Source organism: Sphingobium sp. B8D3A (assembly GCF_025961995.1).
Classification (GTDB): domain Bacteria; phylum Pseudomonadota; class Alphaproteobacteria; order Sphingomonadales; family Sphingomonadaceae; genus Sphingobium.
Map to the genome: position 1 here is coordinate 1,232,268 of NZ_JAOQOS010000001.1, position 22,366 is coordinate 1,254,633.

The following is a 22,366-nucleotide window of genomic DNA, read 5'->3' on the forward strand; positions in this document are numbered from 1 at the left end:
CAAATCTATTACGGTGTATTTATTTGCTAGCTCTTTGGATTGGCGGCCTTGTGTCGCTCGTTGTAAGCAGCAAAGAAGCCTTTCAGCGAATTGCTCACTTCGCGATCCTTCTGCTTCTTGGGCTTCTCAACCTCTTGCGGCTTAGGCCAGTGGTTATAATAGTCTGGCATCGGGCCAGTGCCCGGCTTCGTATTTGCCTGCCAGAAAAGCTGTGACTGGACGCTTGCGCGATAGTCGTCTGCTGGGCTTCCGAAAGGTTCGAGCTGCGCATACGCATACCAAGACGCAAATTCGTCCGTGGTCATATCAGCAATCTCGGTGAGGGACTTGCCCAGAGCGAGAGCCAAGCGGTGCATGAACAACCGCTCCGGGTTCTCCATTAGTCTTTTTTTTCGGCCTCTGCTTTTGCAACGAGGTTGGTGCCGTGATTGAGCAACATCATTTGCACATACATGGCTTTCACCTCGGAGTATGGAAGCTCCTTCAAAGCGTCCATGTCGTCCATATCGAACATTAGCTGATCGTTTTCATCAACTAGGCTGAACACGATGCTGACCATCGCGTCATCCAGTAGCTCTACCTTCTCTGGATACTGCTCTGGATCGTCCTTGTGGTTCTGGTGGGCAATCGCGTTCTCGGTAATGACCGTTTGAAATGCCACGCGACGTGCAACATTGAATGCCTGCAAGCGAACATCGCAGTCCCACTCGGCTACATGATACGTAACCGAGCGAGGCTTTTGCGATAGAATGTGTGACCTAGAAGCAAGCTGTGACATTAGCCACCTGCCGTTTCGCTAGTGACTTCACCGGTGATTTCCACGGTGCACGAGCCGCTGACAGCCTGTTCAACGCCGCCGCTGATACCTTTCGATAGAACGAAAGCGCTGAAGCTGTAAGTGGTCGCTGGGGTGTCAGTTAGAGTAAGATTGAAATCCTGCTTAGTGCGAGAAGCCTTTGCTGCTTCTAGTGCTACCTGCCCGGCGTCCGATGCGATGTGATTGAAGTTGAAAGTAACCTGACCAAAGTCCTGCAAGCCCATGAGCTTTTCTTTTGCCTGACTGTCTAGGTTGGTAACGTCGATAACTGCTGCCGAACCGCCGAATGCCGAGAAGTCCTTGATCTCAGCGATGTGAACGTATGCAGCGCCGACCTTAATGGACAGAGAAATTCCCTGTGCTTGAGATGCATTGCTCATTATTATTATTGCCTCCGAAAATACTGGTTGCAGTCCCCAGCTCCGGGGCATTGCTCGCGAGTATTTATCGGGCAGGCTTCAGTGGCTTGATTCAGAGCCAGCTATAGGAAGCGTCAATATCTAAGATAATGCGGTAGAGGTCAGGTGAGCCGGAAACGTCCGAACCATCCTGCTCGTTGATGATAGTGATGTAGTGGATTGAATCTGACTTGTAGGAGACCAATTCAACACAAGCCGTATAAGCGATCTGCTGCGCCTCAAGCAGGCTCTTTGCGTAAATGTCCACACGATATGACGCGACCGCTAAGCCGTCCGGTCCATCAAGTGTGGTAGAGCGTTGCGTCGAAACGCGCTGATACACGACAAATGGCGCGTTTGCGTTCTTCGCTGCAATGTTTGGATACGCCTTGAGCGCTCCAATCGCGCTAGATAGCGCAATGTAGAAGTCAGTATCTATCATTTGATCGGCCCGAAATGTTTAATGGTGAGGCGATCAATCGCTTTGCCTAACTGCTTGTTCAGTTCTGCGAGCATATCGATAGTGGCACCGTCGAAGGCTGGCTGCATAACTGGACGAGCAGCCATGTTCACAGTGCCGAATTCGATAAAGCGCATCCAGAATGCGTTGCCGAAAGTGATTGTTGATCCCACAGTGTGTGCCGTCTTCGGATTTAACTTCTTGATCTTGAGGTTGGCGCGTGCATGGCCATAGTCCACCCGGACGCTTTCGCCGCTCTTGGTTTTGTAGATTCGGCTTGTGTCCTCATCCCCTACCGGCGTTGCTGCATAGACAGCCTTCATGCCGACTTTTGCGGTAGCCCTGATTGCAGACTGTCCGGCCTTGGTTGCGAGTTCGGGGCCTAGCTGATTAAGCGCCGTCTTTAGCTCGTCGAAGCCTTCCAGTTTGAATTTAAGGTGGTTCACTGCATTGGTCTCATTGTTGATCGCACATTATTTATTGGTGCGGTCAGACAGTGAGGCTCCGAACGAAGAGATAGAGACCCCAACCGTCTTCAAACTCTTCAATGCTGAGGATTTGGTAGTCGGTCCCTTTGTGGACGATACGATTGCTTGTGCTGACACCGTCGCGATAGCGAATGGCGAATTTTGCTTCGGTTTGCTGCTGTGCGCTTGCCGCCCGTGCAATGTCCTTGCTGGTCAACGTCCACTTTGCCGCCCAGACGGTCGCGATGGTCGCATGAGAACCTTCGACGACTTCCCCGATAGCGTTCTGTGCGCTGGTCGCTGCGGTAATGGCGATGCGCTCTTTTAGATCGCCCGCTTTCATTAGATGGCGCTCACAACGAACGGACGAAGCAGGTTCTCAAACGTGTCTTTCGCCGTATCCTGCCCCTCGCGCCCTTCATATGCGCTGCCGACATGCGTCGAGATCGCCAGCTTGATCCCACGCGGCACGCTTGCAGCGCCGGCATATCCGACCGAGCACGTAGCAACGAGCGTCTGCTTGCCCCGAGAATGCCCTGTGAGCGTCAGCACAGCGCCGCTATCCGACACTCGCAGCCAATATGCGCTCTCTGCGGGAAGCTCTGTGCGTGCGCCCCTAGACGTTTCTAGCTCTACCTTGCCGGCTGCGACGACCGGCGCCGTAGGAATGGCAAAGCAGCCGTCGCCAGACTTATAGGAAAATTCGATCGTGGCCGGGACAATGGCGCGATTGGTAAAGGCTTCTGCTGCGTCTGTGGCTGCACGGATCAAGCCTTCTAGCAGAGCGTCGTCAGCATCCTCGTCAATGCGGCACCACTGCTTTGCCTCCACGACGGTGATCGCAAGGAAGTCGTGGTTTCGTTGAATTGTCTTTCTCATCGGCAGCGCCCCTTATGTTTTCGATATTTATCGAGCGCACAAAGAAGCCCGGTCATTGCTGACCGGGCTTCCAATGTTGTTTGTTGCTAGCTTACGAAGCCGCAATCTTGAGCAAGCGGATCGCTTCATTGTTGGTTGGAGTGCCGCCAACCCGCGAGGTCACGTAGAACATGACATATGGCTTGTTGGTGAAAGGATCGCGAATGAGCGTGAAGCTCTTGCGGTCGGCAATGGTATAACCAGCCTTGAAGTCGCCGAATGCGAGCGGAGTAGCGTTAGCTGCAACGTTTGGCATGTTCTCATCATTGTAGAACTGATAGCCAAGCAGCGTGCCGCGTTCGCCGTTCAAGCCCGGTGCCCAGAGGTAATTGCCAGTGGTGTCCTTGAGCTTACGAACAGTTGCTTCGGTTGCCGAATTGCCAAGGAAGTTGCCGTTTGCACGGTGTCCAGCCTTGAGGCCGTAAACCAGATCGATAAGCGCGTCTGGCTTATCAAGAGCAGCAGTAGAACCGCTTGCGGTTACAGCGAAGCCGTTACCCGATGCTAGCAGACCCTTTGGCTGATTGGTGCCGGTGCCGGTGATGAAAGCTGCGCCTTCTGCTACCGCGAACTGGTCTGCAATCTGTGCTGCGATCCAGCTTTCTACGTCGATAGCGCTGTCGTCGAGCAAGGTCTGAGTAGCCGCAATGTTAGCGTAGATTTCGCCGACTGGCACCTTGATCTTGTTGATCTTTGGAGTTGCAGTCTCATCGCGCTCGTCGGTTTCAGCAACCCAACCGGAGGCAGTGCCGCGCACGTTCAAGAGAACGGTGTGGTCGCCAGTGGTAGTTGTGATAACTTCTGCAAGCTGGCGCATGGGGCTTACGTTGATAAGTTGCTCGCGAATGTTGAAGTCGATGAACGCTGGCACTGTGACGCCGCCGTCTCTGCCAGTGTCACCACCAATGGTGAGCGACTTAGTTTGCAGTTCCTCTTCGTTGCGACCCTTGCGCATGAAGCCGTTGAATAGCGTCTTATATTCTGTGTCGGCACCGGCACCTGTAGTGCCAGGACGGCCGGACTTCTTTGCGAGGCTCTTCTGCTCTTCAACGACGTCATCGACGGTGCTAGTAAGCGACTGAAGTGCTTCTTCTAGCTTTGATAGCTTGTCGGCTGCGATTGGGTCAGATACGTTTGCTTCAATAGCCTTCAAGCGTTCGTCGTTAGCAGTCTTGAATTCCTCCCATACGCCCATAATTTCTTCGTTAGTGGCCATTATTATGGTCCTCCTGTCTGTCTTATGTTTTTGTTTTGTGACCTATTGACAGGATCGCCCCTGTAGCGGCTCACTCAGAGCTATTTATGCAGGTTCTTTTCCGAGTAGCTTTGCAATGCGAAGTGCCATTGCCTCATCGGCCAGCTTCTTCTCTTCAAGGTCGGCTAGGTAGCGCTTGCTCTCAAATTGGCTGGCTACTGTCTCTGCTTGCTTGCGAGAAAGCCCGCATTCGCGCAGCAGATTCTCAAGATCGCGAATACCCATATCTGCTAATCGCGACTTCACTTCGCCAACCACTGCCAATTCGTTTGCTGGCAATGTGACTACGCTAACTTCGTATAGGTCCGCGTCGGTGTAAGTGCGAAAAAACTCGTCTTCCGTCGTGCCGGTCGACCAAGAGACAGGAAAGAAGGCCACGGATAGACCGTTGATGGCACCCGCTTTGAGCGCGGTATATGTGTCTCTGCCAAACGAGGTATCAAGGAGTTCGCCAGTCAGCTTTAATCCGTAGTCGTCTTCTTCGAAATCGAGCCACTTACCGATTGGCAACGCAGTCCCGCTGTAAGCGTCGTGGTTGAACAACATGAGCGGCGCAGTGCCATTGGATTTATGCTGTGCAATGCTCTTCGCATAAGCGCCCGGAGCAATAATGTCGCCATGCCAGTCAACGTTACCGAATACCGAACCGTAGCCGCTGAAGAGCATTGCATCACTGGTCGGGTCGTCAACGGTTGAGAGCTTACATTGAGCGCCGGTGAGGGATTTCTTTTCAAGCTGCTTGTTCATTATTGTTATCCTGCTTGTTTGTTGAATCTGCTTCCGGTTCCGTTGTTGGCTGTGTTCCGAAAAGGTTTGCTGCTGGCATTAGCTTGTCGGCCAGCGGATCGTCGCTGCGAGGAAGGTCTTCCTTCTCGCGAACCTCGTTGATCGTCATTACGCCCATTGCACGCATGGCGTTGAAGTAGGCGACGCGATCAGGTGTTGACGCTTCTAGGAGAGCGCGGCTGTCCAACTTGAAGTAGTAGCCCTGTCGTTTTTCCATTGGCGTAAGCAGCGCTTTGCGTGCCGACTGCTCGATGCGCTCATACCAAGGCATCAACGTGTTCTGGATATGGGCGAGCATTAGCTGCTCGACCGACGCATATGACGTTGCGCCCTGCTGCATGACCATGATCGGCTGAACACGGAACGCGCGGCAAATCTCTTCAATTTGGAAGCGTCGGCTTTCCGTCCACTGCGCATCATTGGCACTGGATGCGAGCGCTTGCCACTTTACACCGTTGCCGAGAATTGCAGTCTTGTGGGCGTTTTTCGTTCCGCCCTGTTGCTGCTGCCATGCTTCCCGGAGTTGTTCGCGCTGCTCTTTAGTAAGGTTTGCGTCGCTGGAGAGGATGCCTCCCGGTCTGGCGCCATTAGCGAATAGGTTTGCACCATAGGTTTCGGACGCAAGCGAAAGGCCTATGGCCTGACGTGCTAGCGCCGTCGCTTCTAGGCCCATCCAGCCATTCCAGCTTGGACCGCGAATGTGCCACATGTCGTCCTGACTAATCGTCAGGAATTTCTTGTCGTTGGTCTGAACCTTGTAGCTAAGCGAGTAATCTTCGTGCTGTGTGACCGTCACGCTGCCCGGTTCAAATGCGTAAAGCTCTTGGACTACCTTGGTCAGTGGATGGCGGTTTAGGTAAATGAAGGCATTGCCGCAAAGCGCTAGGTGAATTGCTAGCTGCTCACGAAACTCGTAACTGGTTTGCCAGTCGTTCGGCGAATAGCGGATAAGATCGTAAAGCGGATGCGCCTTTGCAGGCTCGCCGCGTCCACCGCTGGCATTCTCTTGCAGTAGTTTAAATGGGACTTGTGCGATGCCGTCTGCAATCACGCGAACGACGCAAAGCACTGCAGTTGATCTAAGCGCTCTGTCGGTATCGACTGAAGGCAAGCCGCTACCGGCTTGCGCTTCTGCAATCTCTCCCAACACATCAGTGTAGGGACGCGCGCCTTTTGTCTCGCCACTTCGCCCAAATATAAAATCTATTAAACCTACCATCTTCTCCACGCACGTTTAAGTTCGTGGTATTTATTCAGATGGCCGGAGTGGCTTTTAGAGGAGGTCGATAAACGGCTCGAACACGGGCGTTTGGTTTAGATGCTGCGCATATGCCATTAGAGACGCTACGATGCCGTCTATCTTTAGGTGCATCTGCTTGTCAGGCTTGTTGGGGAACAAGTGATTTGCGCTGTTCGCGCGGATAGACACGTTGCTAGCCATCCAGTTCATGCACGGGTTATCGTTGTGCGCTAGCTTGTGGTCGGCAACCAGTGCCTCAAACGACTGCATGACCGGATTGTAATTGCCAATGTTCTGCGCGAACTTGACGATCGGCAGGTTGGGGAAGTCGGACTGCATCTCTTGCGACATTTGATGGCCCTGCCAACTGTCGTAAGCCATGCCTCGCACGTCAAACACATCCAGTAGTTCAACGAGCTTCGCCTTAACGGCAGCAAAGTCCGTTGCGTTTCCTTCGGTCAGTTGGATATGACCGGCATCGACCCATGCGCGGTAAGCGTCCGCTGTCTTCGACTTCGCGATTGCCCCTTCTGGTAGAAAGAAGAACGGGAAGAAGTGCGGCTTGCCGTGCTGGTCGATGACGCACAGGACGACAGCGGTTATGTCCGTCTGCGTTGAAAGGTCAAAGCCGATATATGCAGCGCTGCCTTTGAGATCGGCAAGGCTCACGCTGGATTTGCAGGCCGCCCAATCAAGCTGGTCTAGCCATCCATTCGACGCGTTCTGCCAGACGTTCAGGTGCTTGGTTAGAAGCGTGGGCCGCTTCTGGGGCAGGTTGATTGCGTCGTCATACTGCTGCCGAAAATACTTCTCGCCGACGCTGACGCCAAAGTTCGGGTTGGCCTTTTTCCAAACCTCGAAGTCCCGCCAGTCATCGGCCGGGTCAATGGTATAGATCGCGGCAAACAGGCTGTTGTTCTTGACGTTGCCAGCAAGCACGTTCTCGGCATCGACCTGTAGCTGCCTACAAGGACCGGCTGTGTTGAAGCCTGCCGTGGTGATGGTCAGAAGCAAAGGCTGCGCTCGCGCACCCATGCCGGTCTTCATCGTGTCGTATTGCTCGCTGGTGTCGTTCTCGTGGGCTTCGTCGAGGATCGCGCAATGCGGGTTGGAGCCGTCTCCTGGCTTGCCGATCATCGTCCTTACGAACGAGCCGTCCGGGGCCATGATGGCCTTGGCGTAGACCTCTAGCCCAAGCGCTTCCCGAAAATCCGGCGTGCGCTCAACCATGAGCTTGCACGGCACGAAGCAAGCATCGGCCTGATCCATGCTGTTCGCGCCGATCCAGACTTCTGCGCCGGCCTCACCATCGAGAAAGGCCATATAGTTGCCGATGCCAGCAGCGAAGGTTGATTTCCCCTGCTTGCGGGGAATGAACAGCGCAGCCTCGTTGACCTTGCGCAGGCGCGTGACTGGATCGACGAACCCGAAGATCCCGGCGAGTATCCACACCTGCCAAGGTTCAAGCCGGATCAGCTCGCGCTTGGATGCCCACTGAGCTTTGACGTGCGGCAGCAGCTCGATGAACTTGCAGACACGTTCGACCTTGGAAGGGACGAACTCCCAATCATCGCCGTCGATGTCATCGAGGAAGCGCTGGCAGGCTTGCCGGATTTGAAGACAGACAAATATGTCGCCAGCGACAACCTGCTCTGCATATTCAACGGCCTTCTCGGTGAACGGTCCGCCTTCGTCTTCCAGCCATGCCATTAGCCACCTGCAAGATCGGCGAACGGATTGGACCTGTTGGGTTCGGCTGTGGTGCCGCGCTGCGCGCGCGATGGAACGCCGCCAATGCCGAGCGCTTCACCGAGTTTGCGAAGCTCGACAATGTAGGTGGCTTTGGGGAATTCGCCTTTGAGGAAGGCTTGCCGCGCGAGAGATTCTAGAGCGCAGTAACGAGCGAACAGCGAGCTATCGGCGTCGATGGTTCCTGCTTGGACGACACGGTTGAACTCTTCTCGCCAGACCTGTTGCGCCTCTGGTGAGAGGTAGGCAGGTAGCTTCGGAGGCGAAGCATCGGTGACTAGGAATTTTGGATTGTCGCGGCTGGGGCGAAAGGTGCCTGTGGCTTTCTTGGCTTCAGGTGATTTCTTCTTTGGACCGCGCTGCATCCGGTATTTAGTCTGAGCAGCTAGAGATTCCGTTGGAGGGGTGAATGGGGATCGACCCGACTGAGATTGTCACAGATGTGAGCAAACCTTTCACGGGCACTCTCAGCGATGCGTGGGCTTGGGTGTTAGGTGATCGTGTTGCCGCTTGGCGTTTGAGGAACGCGGCAAAGATTCAGGTGAAGGTCAACGAAGAGCTCGCTGCTCTCGGCCTAAAGACCGTGCCTACAAACATTCCTGAGCGCTATGCCTTCGCTTGGTTTGAAGAGGCCACCAAGCAGGATGAGGATGACATTCAAATCTTGTTTGCGCGGTTGCTCGCGAGGGCCGCGACTGGTGACGAAAATGCCTTAGACAGACGCTTGCTCGACATCGTGTCCCGCATGGTGCCTGCAGATGCGCAGGTGCTGGCTTTCGTTTTCGCCGAAAAGAATTGGGTGCGGAATATGGCTGGCAAGTCGCTCAGGCCGAAGACGGATTACACGGAGGAACAGCTTTATAAGCTGGTCACAACCCAATTTGACACCGAAGGCTATAAGTCGATCGAGCATATGACGACGCTAGGCATTTTCGAGCGCAGCACGGACATCGACCAAGGTGCAATCGACGGTTTTGTCACATACCTCACCAATGAGATAAAAGGACGTAACATGTTCGTCGGGCCTGATTTGCCAGTTCATCCGACGATTAGATTGACGATGCTCGGTGCCGGGCTGGTTCAAGCGATCCGGCCTTGGTCGTCCTAGCTCCAGAGGCTTAAATTCGCACAATTCAAAAATTAGTTGGGGGGTTGTCGTAGTAGGCCAGTGATCTCAGAAAATCATGCGCCCCTCGCTTCACTCACCAACCTGCGACCTACAGGGTGTATTCTGTTTCGACCGTGAGGCTCCCGACATAGTTGGGGAACTTACTCTGCCCTTCGTCAACCAGGGCGTCATTGGTATAGGTAGCGCTTCCCACGTAGAAATGCACTTTATCTCCAGCCAGATCCATAGTGATGTCTCCAGCTTTGTTCTGAGTTATCTTTTTATAGCCTGTGTAGTAGTGGAGGTGACGAGACGCGGCTTCACCAATCACGATTATCTGCGGATCAAGGATTTCAAGCCAAGAGTCCGGGATTTTGCCGGATGCGCGGCCATGATGGGCCGCGAAAACGATGGTGGTTTTGGATAGCTTTATGCTGTCTTTTATGCACTCCATGAACTCTGTTTCTAGATCGCCGAGCCACATCACGGATGCGCCGTTCTCTAAGGAATATCGGATCACAGCTGACGTGTTGTTATACGACTCTCCGGCATCGCACTCGGCCAAAGCCTCTACGAAATGGGCGTTGGAAGTATCTGGCCACAATATGCTGATCCCCGACGTGGCTCGCTCCTCGCTTGTTTCATTCATCCACTTCCGCTTGCACCCTTTGTAAATGTAGTAGGCCTTCTTAGGATCATTTTTAAGGCTGCAATAATGCTTAAATGAGGTTGTCTCGTCGGCTTTGATCGCTTGATTCTTCACTACATAAAAATTCTGGATCGGCATTTTTGCGTCCAGCTTTTCGATACCGCCAAAGTGATCTTGGTCGGGGTGAGTTGAGATGAACCGCGAGATTCCCTTCCCCTTCGACTGAGCCTTAAGCTCATCAATGATTTCGTCATCCCGAACGCCCGTTAGGTTGCAATCAATGATGGTGAAATTGTCACTGTTGTGTTTAATGTAAAACAGATCCCCGTTTCCGACGGCAAAGCTCTTAACAATGCTCATACATCGCCTCCCTTGAAGTGCTCGACCCTTTGGGCAACGAATGCCGCATGTTTCCGGAACGAGAACAAAAAGAGAGCTAGCAGCATGGCGATCATTGCTTTGTCCTGCCACGCGCTGGGAAGGCCGGCTGATCTGACCGCGAAAGCGCTGCCCATACCAATCAACAAAAGCGCAAAGCCGGTAGCGAGAGTGCGGTATGTGTTCGCAACCTCTACCATAGCTTCCATCTTAGGATCGTTGGCACTGGCTCGAAGAAAGTGCGGATAGTTGACGAAATTGATGAACGACGCTTTCCGGAGGGCTGGCTCGGCGATCACAGAACCGACACGACTGACCGACATTCCTACGAAATAAAACCACAAAAGCTGCCCGACGATCTGATCAGTGGGAATCTGCATGATTCCGAAGCGGGAGGCCAAAATCGCGAATATCGCCCCGGGAAATAGATAGTTGAAGATGTTGTAAGACGAAATCTTGTTGAGTAGCTCATCCATCAACTTGCCCCCGCAAAAGCTGCGTGGGCAATATCACATAGATCCGGCCCTAGCCAATCTCACACCTTCAAAACTTGTGGATAGGATTCCTGAATGGTCATTCGAGAAAGGCAAATTTTCTCAGTGAGCTTGAGCCCTATGCCTGATTTCGCGCGCGGTCTTTGTCTGATGGCAGGGCAGGCATAGGCTCTGAGTGTTATCCCATTCGTCCTTGCCGCCCTCTGCTCGCGGCCTGATGTGATCGACCTGCACTGCTGGCGTTACATGTCCTGCGGACAAGCAATGCCTGCATAGAGGCTCTTCCTTGATGCGCCGGTCACGTAGCTTTCGCCATTTGCTGTCATAGCTGTAATCGGTCATCTGCAGTGGCTTTGCAGAGCCGTTGTTGTAGGAAAACGATTGAGGTTTATTCGGCATCCGTATCGCCAGCGGTTTCCGGCTCATCAGCCAGTGCATTGTTAAACGCGCTGAGTGCATCGACCACTGCGCCGATTGGTGACAATTCGTTGGCACGGAACGCGCCGCGTTGGGTTGCCACGTCGATGATGTTGATGATGGATGCCACCAGTTGTGGGTTGATAATATTGTTGGAACTCACTGTTCTCTCCTAGCTTATGTTCTGCTCTCCTATTTAGCTCCGCCGTTCTTCTATCTTTCTGCTTGTCAACGCCATTGGTTGGATGATTGTGGTTTCAGGTGAACGCATACGATTGGAGTAGGCACTGCTGCTTACGCAATCGGAGTAATGCACATGACGAAGTTCAACCCCTCGATGATCGTTCCTGTTAGCAAGTCGGTCGAGTTCTCGGGCGAAGAGCAGGGTCGCACTGCAAAGCACATTCTGCTCGAAGGCATCGACAACCAGATTGCGCTCTACAAAGAGCCGACGAAGAACGGTCGCCGCTGGTTCACTATCGGTAAGGAGGAAGTGTCCCTCACGCTGCGCGTTAACAACAAGGCGTTGCCGTTGCTCGGGACTGAAACCAAAGTGGCTGTGCCGCTTGCGCACTTTGAGGATGCAATGCTGCACTTCAAAGCGCAGGTGGAAGCTGGTGAGATGGACGCCGCGCTTGCTACTGCCGACGAGGGTATTGCAACGCGCCGGTCGAAAATGCGCGAGACGCGTAAGGCAAAGGCTACTGCTACAGCGTAAACCACTACAATAATGTTACCCAAGGGGCGCGCTATGTGGCGCCCCTTTTTTGTTGTGCTGAGATTTTGTGCAGGGCATTGGTGCGCGTCCCCCCATGGAGGTTGCTATGTCCCTCAAAGATGTTCTCGCACTGATTGACGATAAGCTGGAAGAAGTCTTCCACCGGAAGCCGCACGACCCCTCAAAAGCCCGCAAGCCTGTCCTCAAGCGCATTGCTGCTGCAAAGACGCAGTTTGAGAATGGCTCGTCCAGAGCGCCTAACCGCTGGTGGTCTGCTTCCAATGACGTTGTGGCCTTCAAGCCAGTCATTGATGGGAAGCCTCTGCTCATCAACGGCAAACCTGTCAGCCATGTGCCCGCTGAGCGCTTTCCTAGCTTCCTCGATAAGCTGACTGCTGCTGTTGAAGCTGGCGAGCTGGACAAAGAGATTGAGGCGCTGAACGCTGGCACTGGTTCGGGCAAAGCAGCGAAGAAGGGCACCGTTGACAAGTTCCCTGCTGACCAGCGAACCGATTGGGACAAGCTGGATCGCGGAGCAAAGCAGTCCATTGGTCGGCTGTGGGGCGTGGGTAAGAACCCTGATGGCACGCCGCGCGCTCTCGTGGGTGACAAGCCTAATGCGCCGTATCAGGGAGCTACCAAAAAGAAGTGATGCGAAGAGAAGCCCCGGCAGGTTTATCTACCGGGGCTTCCCGCATTTGCACTTCTAGGTTTGACCGATGGCTCACCGGTCAATCGTATTTAGCGGCATTGTGAAATCTGCCGCCATGGCCACAAAACAGGTGACTGCTACACCAGACGATGTCTTTTGAACCTGCTACCGCAAGAGGAGGTAGCAATGCCAGAAGTCACAACGCTCGAACAAACGGACGCCCTGAACGCCCTCAAAGCTGCGCTCGACCGCTACAATCTACTTTGCTTGGGTATCACCGATGAGGGAGATTTGGTCGAGGCGCGTGAAGAGCAGATCGATGCAGTGGTTGCTTCCGCGCAAGTGTTCTTAGTTCAGCTTTAAGCTGCCCTATGAACCCCTTACAGGGCCATGAGCGCTCCTCTGCAACTTGGAGCGCTCTCCTGTCTCTGACGTCCCTGCGGGGCTTACTCAAAATGCTCGTCGCCAAGCATCGCTCCATCGCCGTCAAAGGCATAAAAGCGGTCATCATGTGGCCAGACAATGAATGTGCCATTGGCTCGTATTTCGATCTTGTCGATCAAGCGCTTGAGGGCTGTGTTCACCTGCATACGAGCCTCAAACTGAATTTCCTCGTCCGCGCTTATCAACTGCTCCTTCAATTGCTCCACCGCGTCCAGATCGTCCCGGCGGTCCGGTTTGGACGCCTCCATGCCTCGCTGGCTGATTAATGTAGCTAGATGGGCATTGAGGCGATCGATCTCAGCTTCAAGAGCGACCGCTTTCGAGGCAAGGGCCTTCGCCGATACGCCTTCCGCAATGGCATCTATCACGTTGTCGAGTTGGGTCTGCAAAAGCTCTAGCTGGCGGGATGCGTCCGCGATCTGGATGTCGAAATTTTGCAGGGCTGGTTTCGCGCGCTTGTTGGCTGCGATGATTGGAAGCATTCCGTCGAGAATGGTCTGCTCCACCACTGGATAGCGCAGGACCGTCCTGTTGGTGCAAGCCGTGGCCTTGTAGCGCGCGTCGTTGCAACGCAGGTAAGAATGGGTCCGGGGCGGGCGCGTCTTGCTGGTCAAGGTCCGCTTTTGCAGCACCGCGCCGTATCCACACTCTCCACACTTCACGATCCCGAGCAGCAAGTTGGCGGATCGCTTACGCTCGTCGCCCCCAATCGTTGCCCTGTCCTTTCGCACAAGTTGTGCACGGTGGAAGGTGTCTGGGTCGATCACTTGAGGGTAATAGTCTGTAGCTAGAGTCTCGCCCCTCAACGTGGCGTATTCCCCCATGACTGTCCGGCTCGTGAGCAGCTTGTGCAGATACCGAGGTGTCCAGTGCTTGGCATCCTTATAGCGCTTCTCAGCGGACCAGCTTTTCTCGCCCATCGCGTTCAGCCGCTCGATGATTGTTAGGCTACCAATACCATTCACATACCAATCGAACATTTGGCGGACCAAGGCTGCACGTTGTGGATTAGGGACGTAAACCTCGTCTTTGATATCTAACCATGCGGGACACTGCCGCGAGTAGGCGCGCTTATCGCCATTGGCGATTGCGGTGTGAATGCGTGACCAGCCCGCGTTGCTGCGCTTAGACTTTTTCGAGCTTTCTTCGTGAGCAACCGACGCCTTTATGATGACCGAGAAAAGGTCCATCATGTCGGTATCGTCGCCAGACTTATAGACGTGGCCGTCGTGATAGGTCGCTACGTCTACACCAGCGTCGTTTAACGCCCAGATGAGCTTAGCTGCTGCTTTCGCGCCTTGTCGGGAAAGACGGTCTACGTTCTCGCAGACCAGCACCGCACCATTCTGAAAGTGCCCTTCTCGCGCCTTTTGCTCAAAACCAAATAGGGCTGAACCTTCCTCGCGGTTTGCGCCCTTGAAAGCGCTTTTCGCTTCGTCGGTCAGTTCGTCAACGACCGCCCAGCGGCGTTCTTCTGCGAACTCCCGTCCATAACCAAGCTGCCGCTCGATGCTGTGACCGTCGCGCTGCCCTTGGGAGCTAAAGCGTGCGTAGAGATAGGCGGGTTTGGTTGCTGTTGCGCCCGGGAATTCGTGGGACTGTTTGACCATGCGACGCGTCCTAGCTGCTCATGCGTTGCGATCCTGTTTACAACCGACACGACAAGCGAGGATGTCGTGCATCCCGATGCGCTGCGGGTGATCGGCTATCTCGCGCCGCGCTTCGCGCTCGTCCAGCTCCCGGTCCTGCCGCTCAAATCGGCGCGCTCGCAATGGGTCGCGGGCCATTATCTCGATGAGTTCGCGGTTGCGCATGGCGCCTCGCTGACGGTGCGGGAGGCGCTGGGCGCAGCCATGCCGTCGGCCGGCGTCGGCTGCGGCTTCAGCCGCGAGGCGCTCGCCGCCGTGGCGATGGAGCGCGGCGGGCGCCCATTCGATGAAGCCAGCCTCACCGAGGATTATGAGCTCGGCCTGCGCATCGGCGATGCCGGCGGGCGCGGCATCTTGGTGCGGATGCGCGACGCCAAGGGCGAGCTGATCGCCACGCGCGAATATTTCCCGGATAGCTGGGGCGCTGCCGTCCGGCAAAAGGCGCGCTGGACGGTGGGTATTGCGCTGGCCGGCTGGGATCGGCTCGGCTGGTCCGGCCCCTGGCGCGAGCGCTGGATGCGCCTGCGCGATCGACGCGCGGCGCTGGCAGCGATCGTCCTGGTCGCGGCTTATGCTGGGCTGGCGCTGGCCCTGTTCATCCACATCACACGCAGCTTGATGGGCCTGCCGCCGATGACCTGGCCCGAGCCCTTGCCCTGGCTGATGCGCGCGACAGCGGTGCTGCTCGCCTGGCGGCTCATCATGCGCATGCTGTTCGTCTGGCGAGCCTATGGCTGGGGGCAAGCGCTCCTCTCCGTGCCGCGCACGATCACTGGCAATATCGTTGCCATTCTCGCCGCTGGGCGCGCCATTTCGATCTACGTGCGGCATCTGCGCGGACGCGCGCTGGTGTGGGACAAGACGCGCCATCGCTTCCCTGACGCGGCCACGGGAGCCTCGGCATGAGCGCCGGCGGCGGGCGGCCGCTGCGGTTCCTGGGCGCGGTTCTGGGCTGCTGGGTCTGCGTGCGCGGCGTGATGCTGGGCTGGCCCGTGATGGCGGGAGGCGAGCGCGGGGCGACGGACGTTGCGGCCTTGCCTGCGGCGGAGGCACCGACCGGCGGGGGCCGGGCTGACGATAGCGACGGGCAGCGCAGCGCGGGATTGTCGGGCGATGCCCCCGCTGTCGCCGGCCGACCGGCAGGCAGTGCGGCGCGGCCTCACCATATCGTTCCTTCATACCGGACGCCCGTCGCGCTGTGGGCGCAGGCCCCTCAAACGGACATGCCACAGCCAAGGTCGGACGCTCCGCGCAATGCGCCGACTTCGGCAGCGGCGCCTTCGCAAGGGACCGTGCTGGGCGAGCCGTCGATCGGCGCGCTGCGTGAAGCGCGCAAGAGCGGACGCTTGTCCGGCCAGGCATGGCTGTTCTGGCGCCCCGATGCCGGCGGCTCGCGCGCCTTTGCGCCGCTGCTCGGCGGCTCGCAAATGGGCGTCCGGATCGATTATCGCGTCAGCAGCAGCGAGATGGGCGTGTTCAGCCTCTACGGACGGGCCAGCCGCGCGATCGAACGGCCGTTCGCGGAGGAGGGAGCATTCGGCCTCGCCTGGCGCCCGGCCGGGCTGCCCGCTGCCTTGCCAGTCTCGCTGATGGTGGAACGCCGCCAGCGTCTCGGGACAGGCGGTCGCAACGGGTTCGCCCTGCTGGCCGCCGGCGGCCTGAACCCCACCGAGATTCTGCCGCGCGTCGAGGCGGACGGCTATGCGCAGGCCGGATTTGTCGGCTTGCCCGGCAGCGATGGCTTTGCGGACGGCAAGGCCGCCCTCTCTTACCGGCTGTTTCCGCCCGGACGCGGGCTCGCGCTGGCGGTCGGCGGCGCGCTCTCCGGCAGCGTCCAGCCGGGGGCGCGGCGGCTGGACATCGGGCCGCAACTCCGTGCGCGGCTGCCATGGGCCCGGCCGGGGCTGAGCCTCTCGGCGGAATGGCGCTTCCGCATCGCCGGCAATGCACGCCCGGCAAGCGGCCCTGCGATCACCCTCGCGACGGATTTTTGAGCATCGGGCGGCAAGCCCCTTTTTGATCGGGCGCTTTGCGACTACCGAGGGCGACATGGACATCTATCTGCCGATCGCCAACCTGTCGGTGAACGCCCTGGTCATCATCGGCCTGGGCGGCCTTGTCGGCCTGCTCTCGGGCATGTTCGGCGTGGGCGGCGGATTTCTCACCACGCCCTTGCTGATCTTCTACGGCATCCCGCCGACCGTCTCCGCCGCATCCTCCGCCACGCAGGTGATGGGCGCGAGCGTTTCCAGCGTGTTCAGCCATCTCGGCCGCAAGACGGTCGATCTCAAGATGAGCGCCGTCCTCGTCGTCGGCGGTGCCATCGGCGCGGCGCTGGGCGCGGTGATCTATCGCGTGCTGGAGCGCATGGGCCAGATCGATACCACCATCGCCGTGCTCTATGTGCTGATGCTGGGCTCGATCGGAATGCTGATGGCGCGGGAATCGATCCACGCGCTGGTGATGGCTCGGCGCGGGCAGCGGCAAGCTGCGCGCAAGCGGCGGCACCACCCGCTGGTGGCCGCGCTGCCGCTGCGCTGGCGCTTCTATGCCTCGGGCCTTTACATTTCGCCGCTGGCGCCGCTGCTGCTTGGCATCTTCTCCGGCATCATGACCATGTTGATGGGCGTGGGCGGCGGCTTCATCCTCGTGCCCGCGATGCTCTACATTCTTGGCATGTCGACGCAGATCGTCATCGGCACCTCGCTGTTCCAGATCCTGTTCGTGACGATGTTCACGACGATGGTCCACGCCACCACCACCCATGCGGTGGACCTCGTCCTCGCTTTCCTGCTGCTCATCGGCAGCGTGACCGGCGCGCAGATCGGCAGCCGCATCTCGATGCGGGCCCGGCCGGAATATCTGCGCGTCGCGCTGGCCTTCATCGCTTTGGTCATCGCCATCCGCATGGCGCTGGGCCTTGGCTGGCGGCCGGACGAGATTTACTCGGTGGTCGTCCAGTGAGGACCCGCATCGCCCCGTGGCTGGCGGCGCTGGCGCTGCTGGGCGGCGCCCCGGCGAGCGCGCAACGGGCTGCGCCGCAGCTCGTGCCGGATGTCTCGCAACGCACCGTCGAGATCCAGTTCAGCTTCACCGGCGCGGAATTGCTGCTGTTCGGCGCGATCCTCTATCCCGGTGGGCGCGTACCGGAGGAGCCGGTCGACATCATCGTCGTGCTCAAGGGCCCGAGCCAGGCGATCACCGTGCGCGAGAAGCGCAAGCTCGCCGGCATGTGGGTGAATGCCGACAGCATCGCCTTCCGCTCGGCGCCGAGCTTCTACGCCGTGGCGTCCTCCCGCCCCATCGACCAGATCGTCGATGAACGTACGGCTGCGATCTACGAGCTGGGGCTGAGCAAGCTGCAGCTTTCGCCCGCGTCCTTCAGCGATACCGAGGAGATCGGCCGGTTCGCCAGCGGCCTCAATGATCTGCGCGCGCGCAGCGGGCTGTATCTGGAGGCGCCCAAGGCGGTCGAGATCACCGATGGCGTGCTGTACCGCGCGCGCCTGCCGCTCTCCGCACGGGTGGTCACCGGCACCTACACCGCCGAGACCTTTCTTGTGCAGAACGGCCGCGTGCTCGCCGCCGCAGTGCGCGAGATCGAGGTGCACAAGACCGGCTTTGAGCGCGACATCGGCGTCTTCGCGCAGGAGCATGGCGTGGCTTATGGCCTTGTCGCCGTTTTCTCGGCGCTCGCCATGGGCATGTTCGCCGGCTTCGTCGCGGGTCGCGTGAAGATGCGCTGAGCCCAAGCCGCGCCCACGGCGCAGGCATTTGTTTACGCATATTCGATACGCCCTGCATCCTGGCCACAGGTGGGAGCGACACGGTGAACTATTTTTCTGGCAGGGATCTGGATGGCCAACCGGTGCCCGTCGATGCCGTCGCACAGCCCGGCGTGCGGCCGCATTTCTCGGATATCGAGATCGGCGTCATCTCCGCGATATCCGGCGGCTCGGCCAAGATCCTGCTCGACATTGCCGCCATGGAACAGCTGGCGGGGGAGAGCGACCCCAGCATCGCCATGGGCGGGCAGGTCGGCAGCCAGCTCAAGATGCGGGTCGGCGCCTGCTGGATCGTCGCAACCGTGCGCACGCTGGCGCTCGATTCCCGCTCCGCAACGCACATCCTCGCGGATATCGACTTTGTGGGCGAGGGCGATCAGGAGCAACTGACCGGCCGCATCTTCCGTTTCCGCCGTGGCGTCACGCGCTTCCCGGTGCCCGGCACGCCCATCTATCCCGTCTCCAGCCCGGACATGCTGGAGATCTATTCCGCCCATGATCAGGCGCGGATCGAGATCGGTACGGTGTACCCCACCGCCAACACCCGCGCCTCGCTGCTGGTCGATGCGCTGCTCGGCAAGCATTTCGCGCTGCTCGGCTCCACCGGCACGGGCAAGTCCACCTCCGCCGCGCTTATCCTGCACCGCATCTGCGACATGGCGCCGCAGGGCCATATCGTGATGATCGATCCGCATGGCGAATATGGCGCCGCCTTCGCCGGCAATGGCGCGGTCTACGATACCAGCAATCTCGAACTGCCCTATTGGCTGATGAACTTCGAGGAGCATTGCGAAGTGCTCGTCACCTCAAAGGGGCCGGAGCGCGCGCAGGATTGTGACATTCTCGCCAAGTGCCTGCTCGCCGCGCGCGGCCGCAGCCGGCTGGCGGAGGGCATCGGGCGGCTGACGGTCGATTCGCCCGTGCCCTATCTGCTCTCCGATCTCGCGGCGATCCTCGCCAATGAGATGGGCAAGCTGGACAAGAGCACCAATTCGCTGCCCTATCTGCGTCTGCGCACCCGGCTGGACGAGATCAAGGCGGACCCGCGCTTCAGCTTCATGTTCTCAGGCATGCTGGTGGCGGATTCCATGCAGAATTTCCTCGCCAAGCTGTTCCGCCTGCCGGCGATGGGCAAGCCGATCTCGATTGTCGATACCTCGGCCATGCCGTCCGAGATCACCCATGTCGTCGTCTCGGTGCTGGCGCGGCTGATCTTCGATTTCGCCATCTGGGCGCGGGACGAGGAACAGAAGCCGATCCTGCTCGTCTGCGAGGAAGCGCATCGCTACATCCCCTCCAGCAACATCGAGGCCGGGCAGAGCGTCCGCAAAATCCTCGAGCGGATCGCCAAGGAAGGGCGCAAATATGGCGTGTCGCTGGGGCTGATCACGCAGCGCCCGTCCGATCTTGCCGAGGGCGTGCTCTCGCAATGCGGCACGCTGATCGCCATGCGCCTCAACAACGAGCGCGATCAGCAGTTCGTGAAGGCAGCGATGCCGGAGGGCTCGCGCGGCTTCCTCGATTCGATCCCGGCCCTGCGCAACCGCGAGTGCATCGTCTGCGGCGAGGGCGTCACCGTGCCGATCCGCGTCGCCTTCGATGATCTCGAAGCCGCCCGCCGCCCCGCTTCGGCGGACCCGGTCTTCTCCGACCTGTGGCGCCAGACCGGCGGCGAGGAGGAAATCCTCGAGCGGACGATCAACCGCTGGCGCAATCAGGGCCGCTGAGCGGGCGCGCAACTCCAACCTAAACCAGTGCTCCTGCGAAGGCAGGAGCCCGGGGCGGCGATGGCCGTCCGTTGGGCCCTGGGTTCCTGCCTTCGCAGGAACACAAAAAGGGGTGTCTTAGCTCCCCAATCCCTCCTCAATCGCGTGCATATCCTCGTCGGAAAAGCCGAAATGGTGGCCCACCTCATGGACGATGACATGGGCGATCAGCGTGTCCAGCGCGACGCCGCTATCCACCCATTCTTCCAGCAGCGGGCGGCGGTAGAGGCGGATGATCGGCGGCAGATCGCCGGATGACCAGATGCTCTGCTCGGTCAGGGCATGGCCCTGATAAAGCCCGGTCAGCTCCCAGGGGTCTTCGATGCCCAGTTCATCGAGCACCTCCTGCTCGGCGAGCTCCTCGATCTGGATCGCAATGCCATCGAGATGCTGGCGGAACAGCTCGGGCATCGCCGCAATGGCCTGACGCGCAAAGCGCTCCAGCACGGCGGCGTCCGGCGCGTGGCGCAGGGGTTCAGTCACGCGCGAGCGGGTCCAGCGCCGAGCGCCCGCGACGGATAGCGGCCGGGCGCGGACTGCTGCCCGGCCCCATGGCCTGCAGCGCGGCAATGCGCTTCTCGGTCTTGGGGTGGGTCGAAAACAGCTCCGAGACGCTGGTCGGCACAATGTAGAGCTGCGCCGCCGCCGGATTCTGCGCCACCGCCTGTGTCGGCCGGCGCTGCGCCGCGCCGGCGATCTTGGCGAGGGCAGACGCCAGCGCATGGGGATTGCCGCTGATCTCCGCACCGGCCTTGTCCGCGCCATATTCGCGCGTGCGGCTGATCGCCATCTGCACGATCATCGCCGCAAAGGGCGCGACCAGCACGGCGAGGATCGCCGCGAGCGGATTGCCGCCATTGCCATTGCCGCCCCGGAAGAACAGCGCGAAATTGGCGATCATCGAAATGGCGCCGGCAATGGTCGCGACCATGGTCATGACGAGCGTGTCGCGGTTACGGACGTGGCCGAGCTCATGGGCCATCACCGCCGCGACTTCATCGCGGTCCAGCATGTGCAGCAGGCCGGTGGTGGCGGCAACGGCGGCATTCTGCGGGTTGCGGCCGGTCGCGAAGGCATTGGGGCTGGCGTCTTCCACGATGTAGACGCGGGGCATGGGCAAGCCGGCATTGCGGGCGAGATCGCGCACCATACCGTAGAAATCCGGCGCGGAGGCCATGTCGACCTCGCGCGCATTGTGCATCCGCAGGACGATCTTGTCGGCATTCCAGTATGTGAACAGGTTCATGCCCGCCGCGACCAGCAGCGCGATCATCGCGCCGCCTGTGCCGCCGAACATATAACCCAGAGCCATGAACAGCGCGGTGAGCGCTGCCAGCAGCATGGCCGTCTTCATCATATTCAACGTCTTCAACTCCCTGAGGAAAAACCCGGAAAAGACCTCGCCAATGTAGGTGGACCGGTGTTTCCCTGCAATGGGAGCCGAGGTGGATTTGGCGCTCAGCCGTGCTGGAGATCGCAGTCGATCGGCAGCGCCGCGCCGGAGATGGAGCGCCCCGCCGGTGTCGTGAGGAACAGCGCCAGATCGGCGACATGCTCGGGCGGCACGATGCGCTTGAGCGATTGTGAGGCAAGGCCGAGCGCAGTTTCCTCCGCCACGCTGCGCCCGCTCACGGTCGCACGACCCGCGATCACCCGGTCGAACCGCTCGCCTCCAACCGCGCCGGGCAGGATCGCGTTGGCGGTCACGTCGAACGGCCCGAGTTCCATCGCGAGTGTCTTGGTGAACCCGATGAGGCCCCATTTGCTCGTCGCATAGGCAATGCGGTTGGGGTAGCCATAGCGCCCGGCGGCGGACGAGAGGGTGATGATCGTCCCGGCGCTGGCCTTGAGCAGCGGGATGGCCCGCTGGGTGACCTCGAACGTGCCGGTGAGGTTGATGTCCATCACCGCGCGCCAGTCAGCGCTGGGCAACTCGTCCGCCGGTGCCGTGGGTCCGCCGATGCCGACATTGTTCACCAGCACGTCCAGCCCGCTCAGATGCGCGGATGCAGCTTCAAACAGAGCGTCGATCTCGGCGACTTGCGACACATCGCACCGCGCGCCGACCATGCCGGGGTGCGCGGCAAGAGCCTTGTCTATGCCGTCCCGGTCCACATCGCCGATCAGCACGCGATGCCCCTCGGCATGGAAGCGCCGGGCGATGGCGAGGCCGATGCCGCCTGCGCCGCCGGTGACCAGAACGCGCATCATATCGT

At 58.8% G+C, this 22,366-nt stretch carries 29 protein-coding genes; 9 read left to right on the forward strand and 20 right to left on the reverse strand.

From position 1 onward, the window contains the following. Window positions 1-26: 26 nt before the first annotated feature. The 12 genes from M2342_RS05630 to M2342_RS05685 form a co-directional block, all read right to left on the reverse strand. A complete protein-coding gene (locus M2342_RS05630) occupies window positions 27-380 on the reverse strand; it encodes a hypothetical protein (RefSeq protein WP_264578373.1) in 354 nt (117 codons plus the stop codon). Further along, complete coding sequence (locus tag M2342_RS05635) at window positions 380-688, reverse strand: hypothetical protein (protein WP_264578374.1); 309 nt, start codon at window positions 686-688, stop codon at window positions 380-382. Before M2342_RS05635 ends, M2342_RS05630 begins: the two co-directional genes overlap by 1 nt. 89 nt (window positions 689-777) lie before the next feature. Further along, on the reverse strand, window positions 778-1,197 hold the full coding sequence (locus M2342_RS05640; RefSeq protein ID WP_264578375.1) for a phage tail tube protein: 420 nt from the start codon (window positions 1,195-1,197) through the stop codon (window positions 778-780). A 91-nt stretch (window positions 1,198-1,288) separates the two neighbouring features. Beyond that, window positions 1,289-1,657 carry a hypothetical protein gene (locus M2342_RS05645; protein WP_264578376.1) on the reverse strand — a complete coding sequence of 123 codons (369 nt, stop codon included), beginning with the start codon at window positions 1,655-1,657 and terminating at the stop codon, window positions 1,289-1,291. Further along, entirely contained in the window at window positions 1,654-2,121 is a 468-nt protein-coding gene (locus tag M2342_RS05650; RefSeq protein ID WP_264578377.1) for an HK97-gp10 family putative phage morphogenesis protein, read from the reverse strand. Before M2342_RS05650 ends, M2342_RS05645 begins: the two co-directional genes overlap by 4 nt. A gap of 43 nt (window positions 2,122-2,164) precedes the next feature. Next, window positions 2,165-2,485, reverse strand: a complete 321-nt coding sequence (locus M2342_RS05655) for a phage head closure protein (protein WP_264578378.1) — start codon at window positions 2,483-2,485, stop codon at window positions 2,165-2,167. Next, window positions 2,485-3,021: a head-tail connector protein gene (locus tag M2342_RS05660; RefSeq protein ID WP_264578379.1), complete on the reverse strand. Its 537-nt coding sequence runs from the start codon at window positions 3,019-3,021 to the stop codon at window positions 2,485-2,487. Before M2342_RS05660 ends, M2342_RS05655 begins: the two co-directional genes overlap by 1 nt. Before the next feature lie 91 nt (window positions 3,022-3,112). Continuing rightward, a complete protein-coding gene (locus M2342_RS05665) occupies window positions 3,113-4,276 on the reverse strand; it encodes a phage major capsid protein (protein WP_264578380.1) in 1,164 nt (387 codons plus the stop codon). Between the two features lie 84 nt (window positions 4,277-4,360). Further along, window positions 4,361-5,062, reverse strand: coding sequence for an HK97 family phage prohead protease (locus M2342_RS05670; protein WP_264578381.1), 702 nt, complete (start codon window positions 5,060-5,062; stop codon window positions 4,361-4,363). Continuing rightward, window positions 5,046-6,320 (reverse strand): phage portal protein, encoded by a 1,275-nt coding sequence (locus M2342_RS05675; protein WP_264579994.1) that lies wholly within the window; start codon window positions 6,318-6,320, stop codon window positions 5,046-5,048. The genes M2342_RS05670 and M2342_RS05675 overlap by 17 nt, the downstream gene beginning before the upstream one ends. Window positions 6,321-6,374: 54 nt before the next feature. Beyond that, complete coding sequence (locus M2342_RS05680; protein WP_264578382.1) at window positions 6,375-8,051, reverse strand: terminase large subunit; 1,677 nt, start codon at window positions 8,049-8,051, stop codon at window positions 6,375-6,377. Then, window positions 8,051-8,455: a hypothetical protein gene (locus M2342_RS05685; RefSeq protein ID WP_264578383.1), complete on the reverse strand. Its 405-nt coding sequence runs from the start codon at window positions 8,453-8,455 to the stop codon at window positions 8,051-8,053. The genes M2342_RS05680 and M2342_RS05685 overlap by 1 nt, the downstream gene beginning before the upstream one ends. Window positions 8,456-8,499: 44 nt before the next feature. On the opposite strand from M2342_RS05685, the gene M2342_RS05690 reads away from it, so the two are divergent. Beyond that, a complete protein-coding gene (locus tag M2342_RS05690) occupies window positions 8,500-9,198 on the forward strand; it encodes a hypothetical protein (protein ID WP_264578384.1) in 699 nt (232 codons plus the stop codon). A gap of 109 nt (window positions 9,199-9,307) precedes the next feature. Here the strand turns inward: M2342_RS05690 and M2342_RS05695 are convergent, their stop codons facing one another. The 4 genes from M2342_RS05695 to M2342_RS05705 all read right to left on the reverse strand — a co-directional run bounded on the left by M2342_RS05695 (window position 9,308) and on the right by M2342_RS05705 (window position 11,299). Then, complete coding sequence (locus M2342_RS05695) at window positions 9,308-10,207, reverse strand: hypothetical protein (RefSeq protein ID WP_264578385.1); 900 nt, start codon at window positions 10,205-10,207, stop codon at window positions 9,308-9,310. Then, window positions 10,204-10,701 (reverse strand): hypothetical protein, encoded by a 498-nt coding sequence (locus tag M2342_RS05700; RefSeq protein WP_264578386.1) that lies wholly within the window; start codon window positions 10,699-10,701, stop codon window positions 10,204-10,206. The genes M2342_RS05695 and M2342_RS05700 overlap by 4 nt, the downstream gene beginning before the upstream one ends. Before the next feature lie 120 nt (window positions 10,702-10,821). Continuing rightward, the gene (locus M2342_RS17080) at window positions 10,822-11,178 is read right to left on the reverse strand and encodes an HNH endonuclease (protein ID WP_413715121.1); all 357 of its coding nucleotides are present in this window, start codon (window positions 11,176-11,178) and stop codon (window positions 10,822-10,824) included. Continuing rightward, window positions 11,108-11,299: a hypothetical protein gene (locus tag M2342_RS05705; RefSeq protein ID WP_264578387.1), complete on the reverse strand. Its 192-nt coding sequence runs from the start codon at window positions 11,297-11,299 to the stop codon at window positions 11,108-11,110. Before M2342_RS05705 ends, M2342_RS17080 begins: the two co-directional genes overlap by 71 nt. 153 nt (window positions 11,300-11,452) lie before the next feature. Here M2342_RS05705 and M2342_RS05710 point away from each other — a divergent pair, with 153 nt between their 5' ends. The 3 genes from M2342_RS05710 (at window position 11,453) to M2342_RS05720 (ending at window position 12,869) form a co-directional block, all read left to right on the forward strand. Then, the gene (locus tag M2342_RS05710) at window positions 11,453-11,854 is read left to right on the forward strand and encodes a hypothetical protein (protein WP_264578388.1); all 402 of its coding nucleotides are present in this window, start codon (window positions 11,453-11,455) and stop codon (window positions 11,852-11,854) included. 106 nt (window positions 11,855-11,960) lie between these two features. Next, entirely contained in the window at window positions 11,961-12,506 is a 546-nt protein-coding gene (locus M2342_RS05715; RefSeq protein ID WP_264578389.1) for a hypothetical protein, read from the forward strand. A 186-nt stretch (window positions 12,507-12,692) separates the two neighbouring features. Beyond that, window positions 12,693-12,869 (forward strand): hypothetical protein, encoded by a 177-nt coding sequence (locus M2342_RS05720; protein ID WP_264578390.1) that lies wholly within the window; start codon window positions 12,693-12,695, stop codon window positions 12,867-12,869. 83 nt (window positions 12,870-12,952) lie between these two features. On the opposite strand, the gene M2342_RS05725 is transcribed toward M2342_RS05720, so the two are convergent. After that, a complete protein-coding gene (locus tag M2342_RS05725; protein ID WP_264578391.1) occupies window positions 12,953-14,560 on the reverse strand; it encodes a recombinase family protein in 1,608 nt (535 codons plus the stop codon). A 66-nt stretch (window positions 14,561-14,626) separates the two neighbouring features. Here M2342_RS05725 and M2342_RS05730 point away from each other — a divergent pair, with 66 nt between their 5' ends. The 5 genes from M2342_RS05730 to M2342_RS05750 all read left to right on the forward strand — a co-directional run bounded on the left by M2342_RS05730 (window position 14,627) and on the right by M2342_RS05750 (window position 20,111). Continuing rightward, window positions 14,627-15,505: a glycosyltransferase family 2 protein gene (locus M2342_RS05730; protein ID WP_264578392.1), complete on the forward strand. Its 879-nt coding sequence runs from the start codon at window positions 14,627-14,629 to the stop codon at window positions 15,503-15,505. Next, window positions 15,502-16,593: a hypothetical protein gene (locus M2342_RS05735; RefSeq protein WP_264578393.1), complete on the forward strand. Its 1,092-nt coding sequence runs from the start codon at window positions 15,502-15,504 to the stop codon at window positions 16,591-16,593. Before M2342_RS05730 ends, M2342_RS05735 begins: the two co-directional genes overlap by 4 nt. A 55-nt stretch (window positions 16,594-16,648) precedes the next feature. After that, window positions 16,649-17,563: a sulfite exporter TauE/SafE family protein gene (locus M2342_RS05740; RefSeq protein ID WP_181558917.1), complete on the forward strand. Its 915-nt coding sequence runs from the start codon at window positions 16,649-16,651 to the stop codon at window positions 17,561-17,563. Then, complete coding sequence (locus tag M2342_RS05745; protein WP_413715122.1) at window positions 17,560-18,345, forward strand: TIGR02186 family protein; 786 nt, start codon at window positions 17,560-17,562, stop codon at window positions 18,343-18,345. Before M2342_RS05740 ends, M2342_RS05745 begins: the two co-directional genes overlap by 4 nt. 239 nt (window positions 18,346-18,584) lie before the next feature. Then, complete coding sequence (locus M2342_RS05750) at window positions 18,585-20,111, forward strand: ATP-binding protein (RefSeq protein WP_264574980.1); 1,527 nt, start codon at window positions 18,585-18,587, stop codon at window positions 20,109-20,111. Window positions 20,112-20,228: 117 nt separating this feature from the next. On the opposite strand, the gene M2342_RS05755 is transcribed toward M2342_RS05750, so the two are convergent. The 3 genes from M2342_RS05755 to M2342_RS05765 form a co-directional block, all read right to left on the reverse strand. Next, window positions 20,229-20,633 carry a metallopeptidase family protein gene (locus M2342_RS05755; RefSeq protein WP_319801081.1) on the reverse strand — a complete coding sequence of 135 codons (405 nt, stop codon included), beginning with the start codon at window positions 20,631-20,633 and terminating at the stop codon, window positions 20,229-20,231. Beyond that, complete coding sequence (gene htpX / locus M2342_RS05760) at window positions 20,626-21,513, reverse strand: zinc metalloprotease HtpX (RefSeq protein ID WP_264578394.1); 888 nt, start codon at window positions 21,511-21,513, stop codon at window positions 20,626-20,628. The genes M2342_RS05755 and htpX overlap by 8 nt, the downstream gene beginning before the upstream one ends. A 95-nt stretch (window positions 21,514-21,608) precedes the next feature. After that, window positions 21,609-22,361 carry an SDR family oxidoreductase gene (locus M2342_RS05765; protein WP_264578395.1) on the reverse strand — a complete coding sequence of 251 codons (753 nt, stop codon included), beginning with the start codon at window positions 22,359-22,361 and terminating at the stop codon, window positions 21,609-21,611. Window positions 22,362-22,366: the final 5 nt, after the last annotated feature.

Coding starts and splice junctions, on each gene's coding strand:
- M2342_RS05630 (WP_264578373.1), bottom strand. CDS start 380: ATGGAGAACCCGGAGCGGTTGTTCATGCACCGCTTGGCTCTCGCTCTG.
- M2342_RS05640 (WP_264578375.1), bottom strand. CDS start 1,197: ATGAGCAATGCATCTCAAGCACAGGGAATTTCTCTGTCCATTAAGGTC.
- M2342_RS05645 (WP_264578376.1), bottom strand. CDS start 1,657: ATGATAGATACTGACTTCTACATTGCGCTATCTAGCGCGATTGGAGCG.
- M2342_RS05655 (WP_264578378.1), bottom strand. CDS start 2,485: ATGAAAGCGGGCGATCTAAAAGAGCGCATCGCCATTACCGCAGCGACC.
- M2342_RS05660 (WP_264578379.1), bottom strand. CDS start 3,021: ATGAGAAAGACAATTCAACGAAACCACGACTTCCTTGCGATCACCGTC.
- M2342_RS05665 (WP_264578380.1), bottom strand. CDS start 4,276: ATGGCCACTAACGAAGAAATTATGGGCGTATGGGAGGAATTCAAGACT.
- M2342_RS05670 (WP_264578381.1), bottom strand. CDS start 5,062: ATGAACAAGCAGCTTGAAAAGAAATCCCTCACCGGCGCTCAATGTAAG.
- M2342_RS05675 (WP_264579994.1), bottom strand. CDS start 6,320: ATGGTAGGTTTAATAGATTTTATATTTGGGCGAAGTGGCGAGACAAAA.
- M2342_RS05680 (WP_264578382.1), bottom strand. CDS start 8,051: ATGGCATGGCTGGAAGACGAAGGCGGACCGTTCACCGAGAAGGCCGTT.
- M2342_RS05685 (WP_264578383.1), bottom strand. CDS start 8,455: ATGCAGCGCGGTCCAAAGAAGAAATCACCTGAAGCCAAGAAAGCCACA.
- M2342_RS05690 (WP_264578384.1), top strand. CDS start 8,500: ATGGGGATCGACCCGACTGAGATTGTCACAGATGTGAGCAAACCTTTC.
- M2342_RS05695 (WP_264578385.1), bottom strand. CDS start 10,207: ATGAGCATTGTTAAGAGCTTTGCCGTCGGAAACGGGGATCTGTTTTAC.
- M2342_RS05700 (WP_264578386.1), bottom strand. CDS start 10,701: ATGGATGAGCTACTCAACAAGATTTCGTCTTACAACATCTTCAACTAT.
- M2342_RS17080 (WP_413715121.1), bottom strand. CDS start 11,178: ATGCACTCAGCGCGTTTAACAATGCACTGGCTGATGAGCCGGAAACCG.
- M2342_RS05710 (WP_264578388.1), top strand. CDS start 11,453: ATGACGAAGTTCAACCCCTCGATGATCGTTCCTGTTAGCAAGTCGGTC.
- M2342_RS05715 (WP_264578389.1), top strand. CDS start 11,961: ATGTCCCTCAAAGATGTTCTCGCACTGATTGACGATAAGCTGGAAGAA.
- M2342_RS05720 (WP_264578390.1), top strand. CDS start 12,693: ATGCCAGAAGTCACAACGCTCGAACAAACGGACGCCCTGAACGCCCTC.
- M2342_RS05725 (WP_264578391.1), bottom strand. CDS start 14,560: ATGGTCAAACAGTCCCACGAATTCCCGGGCGCAACAGCAACCAAACCC.
- M2342_RS05735 (WP_264578393.1), top strand. CDS start 15,502: ATGAGCGCCGGCGGCGGGCGGCCGCTGCGGTTCCTGGGCGCGGTTCTG.
- M2342_RS05740 (WP_181558917.1), top strand. CDS start 16,649: ATGGACATCTATCTGCCGATCGCCAACCTGTCGGTGAACGCCCTGGTC.
- M2342_RS05750 (WP_264574980.1), top strand. CDS start 18,585: ATGGAACAGCTGGCGGGGGAGAGCGACCCCAGCATCGCCATGGGCGGG.
- M2342_RS05765 (WP_264578395.1), bottom strand. CDS start 22,361: ATGATGCGCGTTCTGGTCACCGGCGGCGCAGGCGGCATCGGCCTCGCC.